General features: G+C 64.6%; 12 protein-coding genes. 4 read left to right on the forward strand and 8 right to left on the reverse strand.

Annotation, left to right across the window (positions count from 1 at the left end; translation table 11 throughout):
- The first annotated feature begins 11 nt into the window (after positions 1-11).
- Together BEK68_RS00465 and BEK68_RS00470 are read left to right on the forward strand one after the other, a co-directional pair.
- Positions 12-302 (forward strand): DUF4936 family protein, encoded by a 291-nt coding sequence (locus BEK68_RS00465; protein WP_012435556.1) that lies wholly within the window; start codon positions 12-14, stop codon positions 300-302.
- A 128-nt stretch (positions 303-430) separates the two neighbouring features.
- A complete protein-coding gene (locus BEK68_RS00470; protein WP_004626909.1) occupies positions 431-1,246 on the forward strand; it encodes an NRDE family protein in 816 nt (271 codons plus the stop codon).
- Positions 1,247-1,257: 11 nt separating this feature from the next.
- Here the strand turns inward: BEK68_RS00470 and BEK68_RS00475 are convergent, their stop codons facing one another.
- Positions 1,258-2,160, reverse strand: a complete 903-nt coding sequence (locus BEK68_RS00475; protein WP_012435557.1) for a sterol desaturase family protein — start codon at positions 2,158-2,160, stop codon at positions 1,258-1,260.
- A 98-nt stretch (positions 2,161-2,258) separates the two neighbouring features.
- Between BEK68_RS00475 and BEK68_RS00480 the strand changes: the two genes are divergently transcribed.
- On the forward strand, positions 2,259-3,164 hold the full coding sequence (locus tag BEK68_RS00480) for a LysR family transcriptional regulator (RefSeq protein ID WP_012435558.1): 906 nt from the start codon (positions 2,259-2,261) through the stop codon (positions 3,162-3,164).
- Here BEK68_RS00480 and BEK68_RS00485 read toward each other — a convergent pair.
- From BEK68_RS00485 to BEK68_RS00495, 3 genes are read right to left on the reverse strand one after another with little or no spacing between them, the layout of a single operon-like run.
- Entirely contained in the window at positions 3,154-3,606 is a 453-nt protein-coding gene (locus BEK68_RS00485; protein WP_004626914.1) for a GNAT family N-acetyltransferase, read from the reverse strand. The genes BEK68_RS00480 and BEK68_RS00485 overlap by 11 nt on opposite strands.
- Before the next feature lie 9 nt (positions 3,607-3,615).
- Complete coding sequence (locus BEK68_RS00490) at positions 3,616-4,065, reverse strand: acyl-CoA thioesterase (RefSeq protein WP_012435559.1); 450 nt, start codon at positions 4,063-4,065, stop codon at positions 3,616-3,618.
- 14 nt (positions 4,066-4,079) lie between these two features.
- A complete protein-coding gene (locus tag BEK68_RS00495) occupies positions 4,080-5,060 on the reverse strand; it encodes an alpha/beta hydrolase (protein ID WP_012435560.1) in 981 nt (326 codons plus the stop codon).
- Between the two features lie 109 nt (positions 5,061-5,169).
- Between BEK68_RS00495 and BEK68_RS00500 the strand changes: the two genes are divergently transcribed.
- Positions 5,170-6,318 carry an iron-containing alcohol dehydrogenase gene (locus BEK68_RS00500; RefSeq protein ID WP_012435561.1) on the forward strand — a complete coding sequence of 383 codons (1,149 nt, stop codon included), beginning with the start codon at positions 5,170-5,172 and terminating at the stop codon, positions 6,316-6,318.
- A 9-nt stretch (positions 6,319-6,327) separates the two neighbouring features.
- On the opposite strand, the gene BEK68_RS00505 is transcribed toward BEK68_RS00500, so the two are convergent.
- The 4 genes from BEK68_RS00505 to BEK68_RS00520 all read right to left on the reverse strand — a co-directional run.
- The gene (locus BEK68_RS00505) at positions 6,328-7,254 is read right to left on the reverse strand and encodes an alpha/beta fold hydrolase (RefSeq protein WP_012435562.1); all 927 of its coding nucleotides are present in this window, start codon (positions 7,252-7,254) and stop codon (positions 6,328-6,330) included.
- Between the two features lie 36 nt (positions 7,255-7,290).
- The gene (locus BEK68_RS00510; protein ID WP_012435563.1) at positions 7,291-8,193 is read right to left on the reverse strand and encodes an SDR family oxidoreductase; all 903 of its coding nucleotides are present in this window, start codon (positions 8,191-8,193) and stop codon (positions 7,291-7,293) included.
- A 56-nt stretch (positions 8,194-8,249) separates the two neighbouring features.
- Positions 8,250-9,206, reverse strand: a complete 957-nt coding sequence (locus BEK68_RS00515) for a glutathione S-transferase family protein (RefSeq protein WP_012435564.1) — start codon at positions 9,204-9,206, stop codon at positions 8,250-8,252.
- Between the two features lie 27 nt (positions 9,207-9,233).
- Positions 9,234-10,022 (reverse strand): class II aldolase/adducin family protein (locus BEK68_RS00520; RefSeq protein ID WP_065851513.1); only part of this gene is annotated, 789 nt, incomplete at its 5' end.

Below are 10,022 nucleotides of genomic sequence, written 5' to 3' on the forward strand. Positions count from 1 at the left end.
CCGCCCCCACCATGGCCGACCACCTGTTCGTCTACTTCCGCATCGCCGAGCGTGACGCTGCCAATGCCCTGCCGCGCTGGCAGCGTTGGCTCGATACCGTGGAAGAGGCGACCGGCGTGGCCGGCGCGTTGATGCGCCGGCCCGAAACGCGCGACGGCCAGGCCACATGGATGGAGTCCTACGACGACGTCCCGCCTGCGTTTGCGACCACGCTGGCGGCCCTGTGGGAAACCGGCGGCCCGCGTGAATTCGTCGCGGGTGAACGCCATGCAGAGCTGTTTGTCGATCTGGAAAACAGCTGACGGCGTCCTGCCGCAATCGACATCGCAAAAATCCGGCAGGCTGCTATGCTTGGCCGAAGCCCGCGCGACACAGGTCGTCACATTGACCATTGGTCGTTCGTTGCGCGGCATGTTCAAAGGAAGTGCTCATGTGTTTGATTCTCACGGCCTGGCACGCCCACCCCGCCTACGCGCTGGTGGTGGCCGCCAACCGGGACGAATTCTATGATCGCCCTGCCGCGCCGCTGGCGTGGTGGAGCGACGCGCCCAATGTCCTGGCCGGGCGTGACATGGCCCAGGTGGTCGGTCACGCAGGCACGTGGATGGGCATGACGCGTGACGGCCGCTTTGCCGCGCTGACAAACTACCGCGCGCCGTCCGAGCGCCGGCCCGATGCACGCTCGCGCGGGGAACTCGTCTCGAATTTCCTGATGGCGGACGACATGTCGGTGCCCGCCTATCTCGATAGCCTCGCCGCACGCGACCGTGCCTACAACGGCTACAACCTGCTGACCGCCACGCGCGACGAACTCTGGTGGACGAGCAACCGCGCCGAAGCGCCGCGCAAGCTCGCGCCCGGCCTTTACGGGCTGTCCAACGCATTGCTCGATACGCCGTGGTTCAAGGTGCGGCATCGCATGGCTGCCTTTGCCGAAGCGCTGGCCGCAGATACGGGCCGGCACGGCAACGCGCTGGACGTGGCGCGCTATCTCGATCTGCTATCGGAAGCGCGCGAAGCACCGACCGGCGCTTTGCCCGCCACAGGCGTGGCCCCTGAATGGGAGAAGCTGCTATCCGCCGCCTTCATCCGCTCGCCGCGCTACGGCACGCGTGCCAGCACCATCCTGCGCATCCGCCACGACGGGTGCTTTGACGTGACCGAGCGCCGCTTCGACGCCCAGGGCCAGATTGGCGAAACGCGCTATCTCGGCGTGCTCGATACCGTCACGCACGCCGATACCTAGGCGCTGCCCACTCAGGCTGCTTCCTGCTTGGCGCTCGCGGCCTGGTCCACTTCCATTTCGGTGATGGCCGCGCCGCCCGGGCGCAACGCCGACTGTTCGCGCCTTGACTGCACCAGCGGATAGAACATCTGCGCCGTCCAAGGCTCTGCGCCGAACAGCACGTCATCCTGCAAGCCGATCTGCGCGGGATATTTGCGCGTGATATGCGCCGTGCCGAATAGGACATCCCAGAAAAACAGCAGGTTGCCGAAATTGCCCTTGTAGTGGCCGATGCCGTCGGCGTTGGTGAGCGCGTGATGCGCCCAGTGCGTGGCGGGCGTGGAAATCGTCCGCTCGATCACCCACATCAGCGGACGCAGCGCGCGGATGCGGTACAGCGGTGCGTCCCAGGGCCAGGCGCAATGCGCGCCAACAATGACAGTCAGCTTGACGACCAGGTACGCCGCATAGACCGGCCCAAAGCCCAGGTACACCGCCACGCCGCCAATCCACAGGCCCGGCATCATCAGGTAGTAGAAGAAGTTGTTGCGGTACGTAATACGCACGCTCATGTAGGAAGCGCTGTGGTGCGCGCGGTGCAACGGCCACAGCAGCGGCGTGTGCGAAGCACGGTGCCAGAGGTATTGCGTGAGGTCGTCGCCGATCAGCAACAACCCCGTCATCGCCCACCAGGGCAGATCCGCCCACGCGTTGTGCTGCGCCGGAATGAGCCAGTTACAGAGTGCATTGCTGCCCAGCAGCGCGATCGGCTGCGTCACTGCAACGAGGCTGATGAACATCAGCACTTCCAGCCAGGCATCGTTGGCCGTGGCGCGGCCGCGCACGTTGGCTTGGTAGCGCCGTGTCACGAACTCCATGGCGGCAAATCCGAGGATGCAGGCGACGATCAGCGCGTGCTCCATGTGCGAACTCATTGGTGTCTCCTCGCTTGTTGTGGAGACAAGCCTAGGAGGGCGATACCAATGCGTCCAATGCATAATTAACATTCATTCAATGCAAAGTACGCAACATCATGGATTTGCGACGCCTCAGCCACGTGGTTGTCCTTGCCGACACGCTGCACTTCGCACGTGCCGCGCAAGCGGTGCATCTGAGCCAACCCGCATTCAGCCGGAGCATCCAGGCGATCGAGGATGATCTCGGCATTCGCCTGTTTGATCGCGAAACCGGCGACGTGCGCCCCACTCCCGCCGGCGAATTCGTCATCGAACGCGCGCGGCGCCTGCTGTTCGAGGCGCGCTGCCTGCAACGCGATGTTGATCTGTATCGCGACAGCCAGCTTGGCGACACGGCCTTCGGTGTCGGGCCACTGCTGACGGCCACGCTCATGCCGCAAGCGCTGCAGGAATTGCGGCAGCAACATCCTCAGGTGGCGCTGCGCATGGAAGTCGGCAATTGGGTGCAACTGCTGGAGAGCCTGCGCAGCGAGAGCATCGAATTCTTCGCCGCCGACGTGCGCGACATGCCGAAAGACGCCGCGCTGGATATCCAATTGATTGGAGGTCAGCCCCCGCACCTGTACGTGCGGGCCGGCCATCCGCTTGCAGGGCGCACGCACACGCTGCGCGAAGTTTGGGAATACGGCATTGCCGTACCGAAGCTTCTGAGCCCGTCAAAGGTGGAACTGGCGATGCTGCTTGGCCTGCCGGCAGGACAGGAAGCCAGCATCGCGCTGGAATGCGACAACTACGGCGTACTGAAGACGGTCGCGCTCACGACAGACACCGTCCTGGGTGCCACGGACGCTGCGGTAAAGGCGGAGCTGGAGACCGGCACGCTGGTGCGGTTGGCAGTGACGGGGTGGCTTTCGCCGCCGTCCAAGACTGGGATTGTGCGGCTGCACGGCAGAACTGCGTCGCCGGCGGCGCAGGCGGCCATCGCAGCCATTGTGCGGGCCGCCCAGGACATCAACGTGTAAGCACGCGGCGCATGGTCCGGTGCGGAATGCCGGCCTCCTCGAACTCCTCGCCCTCGGCCGTAAAGCCTGCGCGCGAGTAGAACGGCATGGCGTGGGTTTGTGCGTTCAGGATCAGCTCGGGATAGCCAAGCGACTGCGCCTTGTCGATCAAGGCTTCCAGCACGCGTGCGCCAACGCCCGTGCCTCTCGCCTCCTTGCGCACCGCCATCCGGCCGATATGGCCGTCGGGCAATAGGCGGCCAGTGGCGACGGGGCGCCCCGCCGTATCGTGTGCCAGCGCATGCCAGCACTCGTCATCCCACTCGTCCCATTCCAGTTCAACGGGCACGCCTTGTTCGATGACAAACACGTCGTAGCGGATGGCGCGCGCTTCTTCGCGCACGGCATCCCAGCGCTCGACTTCAACACCGGCAAGCGGGCGGACAGATTCAGGGGCGGTCATGCTTCGTTCTCACACTTCAGGCTTCAGAACTTCAAAATTGAGGATGCGTTCGCGCAGCGTCTCGGGAATCGGCGCGGAGGTCTGCGTGGCCATGGGTGTGGCTGGACGGGCGCACACATAGATGACTTCGCCGGTGACGAGGTGTTCGTCTGCGCGATACATCTCGATGATAAAGCGCATGCTGGAACGGCCGAGGCGCGCCACCCGGCAGCGCAGGTCCAGCTCGTCGTCAAAGCGCGCGGAGGCGTGGTATTCGAGCGTGGATTTGACCACGTAGAAATCCACGCCAAAGGTGTCGACCACATCCACCGGATACCGCACGCCGATGCTGCGCCAGTATTCGGTGATACACACATCCGCGTACAGCAGGTAGTGGCCGTTGAAGACGATGCTCTGCGCATCGACTTCGGCCCAGCGTACGCGCAGCGGCGTGCTGTGACGGAAATCCTCGATCGCCATGCGGTCTCCTCTCGTTATAGGGATTCGGTCTCGGTGCCGAAGGCTCGGCGTAGCGCGTCGGCGGCATCGCGGTGCGCGTCTTCCACAGCCGGCACGAAGCGCCCGATCTTGAAGAAGTCGTGAATCATGCCTTCGTACAGTTTCAGCTCGACGGGCACTTCTGCCGCGCGCAGCTTGTTGGCGTAGCCGATGCCCGCATCGCGGATCGGGTCGAAGCCGGCCACGGCAATCCAGGCAGGGCAGACGCCGGTCACGTCCGCGCCATGGCCGCCTGCATCGAGCGGGGCGAAACGCCAGTCGTCGCGGTCGGCATCACTGCGCAGGTATTGAGAGAAGAACCAGTGGATCATGTCCTGCGTCAGCAGGTAGCCCTCGGCAAACTCACGGTGCGACGGCGTGGATTCACGCGCGGTGGTGCCGGGGTAGATCAGCAGCTGCAGCACAGGTGCCAGGCCGCGGTTGCGTGCCTCGATGGCGCTGATCGCGGCCAGCGTCCCGCCCGCGCTGTCGCCGCCGAATGCGATGCGGGCTGGGTCAGCGCCCATGGTGGGGGCTTCATCGAACACCCACTGCAGCACGTCGAATGCGTCGTTCGCTGCGGTCGGAAATTTCCAGTCGGGCCCAAGCCGGTAGTCCACTGACAACACCATCGCCCCCGATTTGGCCGCCAGCGACCGGCAAAGCTGGTCGTGCGTCTTGATGCTGCCCACGGTAAAACCACCGCCGTGGAAATACACCAGCAGGGGCAGCGGATCGGCCCAACTGGCCTCGCGCGCTGCGTACGTGCGGACAGGGATGGCATGGCCATCGCGCGCCGTCACCGTCAGGTCATGCACAGCTTCCAGCGCGATGGGCGGGATGTCGACGATGGGGCTGCTTTTTTCGTAGGCAATCTTGGCGTCGGCTGGGTCAAGGGCATTCAGCGGCGGACGCTTGGCACGCGCAACCAGATCGAGCAACTGGGCGACGTGCAGGTCGAGAGACGGGTGCTGCATGAGGGCGGGAACTGAACGATCGTTCTAATTTGGCTATCATCGGAGTATCCATTGAACCACGCCCGCACGACAAGACGGGCGATGCAGACCAACACCCTCTGGAGACAGCATGGCCCTCATCTTCTACCTCACGCACGTTCACCTTGGCTTCGGCACCATCAATGAACTGAAAAGCGAATGCGCACGCGTCGGCATCCGCCGGCCGATGATCGTGACCGACAAGGGCGTAGCCGCCGCAGGGCTGGCACAGCGCGCCATTGACGCCACGGGCGGCTTGCCCGTCACCGTGTTCGACGAAACGCCCTCCAACCCAACCGAGGCGATGGTGCTGAAAGCCACCGCACAGTATAAAGACGCCGGCTGCGACGGGCTGATCGCCATTGGCGGCGGTTCGTCGATCGACCTGGCCAAGGGCATCGCCATTGCGGCCACGCACCCGGAACCGCTCACCACCTACGCGACCATCGAGGGCGGCAGCACGAAGATCACGGAAGCGGCAGCGCCGCTGATTGCGATTCCCACGACGGCCGGCACCGGCAGCGAGGTGGCGCGCGGCGCGATCATCATCCTGGAAGACGGCCGCAAGCTCGGTTTCCACTCCTGGCATCTGCTGCCCAAGTCCGCCATCTGCGATGCGGAACTGACGCTCGGTCTGCCGCCCGCGCTGACGGCCGCCACTGGCATGGACGCGATCGCGCATTGCATCGAGACCTTCCTGGCCCCGGCGTTCAACCCGCCCGCGGACGGCATCGCCCTGGATGGTTTGGAGCGCGCATGGGCCAACATCGAACGCGCCACGCGCGATGGCACTGACCGCGATGCGCGCCTGAACATGATGAGCGCGTCGATGCAGGGCGCGATGGCGTTTCAGAAGGGCTTGGGGTGCGTGCATTCGTTGTCGCACCCGCTGGGCGGCGTGAAGGTCGACGGCAAGACTGGGTTGCATCACGGCACGCTGAATGCGGTGGTGCTGCCGGCGGTGCTGCGCTTCAACGAAACGGCCGAGACGGTGGTGCGCGACAACCGCTACGCCCGCATGCGCCGCGTGATGAACCTGCCGGCGGGCGCCGACCTTGCCCAGGCCGTGCACGACCTGACGGCGCGCCTGGGTCTGCCGACCGGCCTGCGCCAGATGGGCGTGCCCGAAGATGCGCTGGAACACGTCGTGGAAGGCGCCCTGCTCGACCACTGCCACAAGACCAACCCGCGCATCGCCACAGCGGACGACTACCGCCGCATGCTGGCGGAGTCGATGTAACGCGGGCGTTCAGGAAACGAACGACCGGATCAGCGCATTAACGCGCTCCGGTTGTTCGTGCACGACCCAGTGCGTGCCGTCGGGAATGCGCTCCAGGCGCATGTCAGGAATGAAGCGTTCCAACCCGTTGAGCAGGCTTTTCGGCAGCGCCATGTCCATCTCGCCCCAGATCACGAGCGTGGGCACCTTCACAATAAACGCCTCGGGCGGCATCTGGTCGATGCGCAACGGCGCCGTGCCCTCGGTGGGCGGGTGCAACGGCGAGGCGCGGTAATAGTTGACGCCGCCGGTCAGGCCATGCGAGCCGCCTTCGCCCGGCTGGCTCCAGGCGGCGTGATAGCGCGCCCGCACCTCGGGCGTGAACCATTCGGCCACGGGCTGGCCCATACCGCTGAAGAAGCCCTCGAGCTTTTCGAACTCGTTGGCGGCCAGCGCCTCCTCCGAGCCCGGCTGGCGTAGCCAATTCATATACGCTGATGAAGCCTGCTGCGCGGGATCGCTCAGCAGCGCATTCGCAAACACCCACGGGTGCGGCGAATTGACGATCACCAACCGCTCGACCAACTCCGGATGCTGAATGGCAAGGTTCCAGCAGATCGCCCCGCCCCAGTCATGCGCGACCACAATCGCTCGCTCATAGCCGAGCGCCGCGATGAACTGCTCCAGATCCTGCACGAGAAATTTCGGTCGATACGCATCCACCGCAGCCGGCTTGCTCGACAGGTTGAACCCACGCATGTCGGGCGCTACGGCAAAGTGCGTGGCGCCAAACGCAGCCAGCTGCGCTTCCCACTCGTACCAGAACTCCGGAAAGCCGTGTACGAACAGCATCAGCGGTGCGCCGCGCTTGCCGGCGCTGGCGTAATGGAGCCGCGTGCCGTTGGGCAGATCGGCGAATTGCGATTCCGTGATGGCGGCAGCCGTTGCAGTGTTCATGGCGATCTCGGCGTTATGGCAGTCGTGGAGGTGGGGTTACCCGCGCAGCGCATCGACCAGACGCGCACGCACGTCTGGCTTGCCTTCAAACGGATCGGACGGATTGCGCTGCGAGACGATGTCTTCAAAACGATGCTGCACGGGCGCCAGCGCGTGTGGGTGCGAGTAGATGTAGAAGCCCGCGTTGCGGATCGCATCGAAGGTCATCTGGCCGACCTGCTCGGCGGTGACCTTGCCGGAGCTGACCGCCTTTTCCGACATGGCGCGCGAAACGAGCTGCGACTTGGTGGGCGGCGCCGTGTTGGCCAGATCCTGTGGGCGGTTGCGGTCAGACTGCGTGATGCCGGTCGGCACGAAGTACGGGCACAGCACCGAGCAATGGATCTGTTCGGTGACCAGGCTCAAGTCCTGATACAGCGATTCGGACAGCGCCACCACCGCGTGCTTGGACACGTTGTAGATGCCCATGGCCGGCGCATTCAGCAGCCCTGCCATCGACGCCGTATTGACGATATGACCCTCGTAAGACGGATCTTTCTTGGCGGCTTCGAGCATCAGCGGCGTGAAGATGCGTACACCGTGGATGACGCCGTGCAGGTTCACGCCGAGCACCCAATCCCAGTCGCGCTCGGTGTTCTCCCAGATCAGCCCGCCCGCACCCACGCCGGCGTTGTTGAACAGGAGGTTGACCTTGCCGAACGCCTTGATGGCGGCATCGGCCAGCGCTTGCACGTCTTCCACCTTCGACACGTCGACGCGCAGGCCGATCACTTCCACGCCCTGCGCCGAGAATTCGGCCACGGCGGCATCCAGCGCATCCTGCTGGATATCGGCCAGCACCAGCTTCATGCCCAACCCGGCACCAATCTTGGCGAACTCCTTGCCAAAACCCGACGCACCGCCCGTGATGACGGCCACACCGCCTGCGAATTGCTTCATACGTGTCTCACTGATGTCGTTGTAGTAGGAAAGGCGATCGAGATGGCAAAGCCGTGTCAGCCTGCCGCCTCGACCTTGCGCACGGCATAACCCACGCGCGGAAAATGCACCACCACCTGGCCGACGCGCGGGTCTTCGCGCAGCACGCCAACGCTGTCGCGCGTGGAGACGACGAGGTCCCCTTCGACAGGATCGACGCCGTAGTCGACCGCCGCCACCGTCACGCGCGTGCCTTTGGGCACGCCGTAGCTATCGTCGAAGGTAGCGTTCGTTTCCGTCAGCGCACGCGGTGTGGCGGCCCTGGCAACGTCCAGCGCCTCGGCCGGGGTCATCGGTTGCGCTTGCGAGTGCCCGAACGCCGCAACGCGATGCATCCATGCCACGACTTCCGGGTGCGCATCGAGAATACCGGCCACCGCCGTCGCACGGCGGATGAACCACAGGCAGTGGTAGACGGAAAAATCGGCCACGGTTGGCTGCTCGCCAAACAGGAAGATGCGTTCGCCCGTGGCGAGTTGACGTTGCAGCTGCGCCAGGAAAACATTCAGCGTGGCGGTGGCTTCCGGCAGCGGCGTGCGCAAACCGGTGCCACCCGCACGCATCGCCTTGCGGTCTTCCACGAAGGCTTTGACGTATGCTTCTGGCGCGTCGCCAAACAGGCTCTGGAAGCCCGCCGGTTGCGTCACGAATGTCGCTGTAGCCCAGAACAGCGCCGTATCGGCCCACTGCGCCATTGAAAACACCGCAGCGGCATGCTCTGCGGGATACAGCGTCGGCGCGGGATGGATGGACTCCAGCGTCTGCGCGATCAGCGCGGTATCGCAATAGATGTCCGCGCCGATCTGCAGGAACGGTGTACGCCGGTAGCCGCCGGTGAGCGGCATCACATCGGGCTTGGGCAAGATCGGCGGCACCGTGACGGACTTCCACGGCTGGTCTTTGTAGCCGAGGATCAAACGCACCTTCTCAGAAAACGGCGAGGTGGCGTAGTGATGCAGGATCAGGTCCGTCATGCGGGCTCCAGAAATGTGCGTTGCCGATCAGTCGAGCAGATCGGGTTGTTCTTTGACGATGCGCGCATACAGCGGCTGGAACTGGAACCACCCCGCCTGCGCCGATCCGACGATGGAATACGCCTGGCGGGCAGCGGCATCGGAAATCGTGCGTAGTGCGTCGCCGGTGCGCGCCGCAGCGGCTTCGGCCAGCAACTGCACCTGGCAGGAGCGCTCCATCGTGATGAACCACCACGCTGCTTCGTCGACCGTCTTGCCGACCGTCAGCAGGCCATGGTTCTGCAGGATGGCGGCCTTGTTGTCGCCCAGCGCTTCTGCAATGCGCTGGCCTTCGTCCAGCTCGACCACTACGCCGCCGAAATCGTCATACACAGCGTGGTCGCCATAAAAGGCGCACACGTCTTGCGTAAGCGGGTCGAGTTTGCGGCCGAGCGTCGACCACGCCCGTCCGTACGTGCTGTGCGAGTGCGCAGCGGCCACCGGGTCGGGGCGCGCCTGGTGCACGCGCGAGTGAATCGCAAACGCTGCGGCGTTGACCGGGTAATCCCCTTCCACCACGTTGCCGTGGTGATCGCAGCGGATCAGGTTCGATACCGTCACCTGGCTGAAATGCACACCGAACGGGTTCACCCAGAAGCTGTCCTGGTGTTCCGGATCGCGCGCCGTGATGTGTCCGGCCACACCTTCGTCGAAACCGAATTTGGAGAACAAGCGAAACGCCGCAGCCAGGCGCTGTTTGCGATGCAGGCGCTCTTCTTCAACGGTGGCAAATTGCGGCGGGCGCGGCAGGTTGCGATAGCGCGCGGCAGCCTCGGG

The organism is Ralstonia pickettii, assembly GCF_001699815.1.
Classification (GTDB): Bacteria; Pseudomonadota; Gammaproteobacteria; order Burkholderiales; family Burkholderiaceae; genus Ralstonia; species Ralstonia thomasii.

Coding starts and splice junctions, on each gene's coding strand:
- BEK68_RS00485 (WP_004626914.1), bottom strand. CDS start 3,606: ATGACCGCCCCTGAATCTGTCCGCCCGCTTGCCGGTGTTGAAGTCGAG.
- BEK68_RS00480 (WP_012435558.1), top strand. CDS start 2,259: ATGGATTTGCGACGCCTCAGCCACGTGGTTGTCCTTGCCGACACGCTG.
- BEK68_RS00465 (WP_012435556.1), top strand. CDS start 12: ATGGCCGACCACCTGTTCGTCTACTTCCGCATCGCCGAGCGTGACGCT.
- BEK68_RS00500 (WP_012435561.1), top strand. CDS start 5,170: ATGGCCCTCATCTTCTACCTCACGCACGTTCACCTTGGCTTCGGCACC.
- BEK68_RS00515 (WP_012435564.1), bottom strand. CDS start 9,206: ATGACGGACCTGATCCTGCATCACTACGCCACCTCGCCGTTTTCTGAG.
- BEK68_RS00510 (WP_012435563.1), bottom strand. CDS start 8,193: ATGAAGCAATTCGCAGGCGGTGTGGCCGTCATCACGGGCGGTGCGTCG.
- BEK68_RS00505 (WP_012435562.1), bottom strand. CDS start 7,254: ATGAACACTGCAACGGCTGCCGCCATCACGGAATCGCAATTCGCCGAT.
- BEK68_RS00475 (WP_012435557.1), bottom strand. CDS start 2,160: ATGAGTTCGCACATGGAGCACGCGCTGATCGTCGCCTGCATCCTCGGA.
- BEK68_RS00490 (WP_012435559.1), bottom strand. CDS start 4,065: ATGGCGATCGAGGATTTCCGTCACAGCACGCCGCTGCGCGTACGCTGG.
- BEK68_RS00470 (WP_004626909.1), top strand. CDS start 431: ATGTGTTTGATTCTCACGGCCTGGCACGCCCACCCCGCCTACGCGCTG.
- BEK68_RS00495 (WP_012435560.1), bottom strand. CDS start 5,060: ATGCAGCACCCGTCTCTCGACCTGCACGTCGCCCAGTTGCTCGATCTG.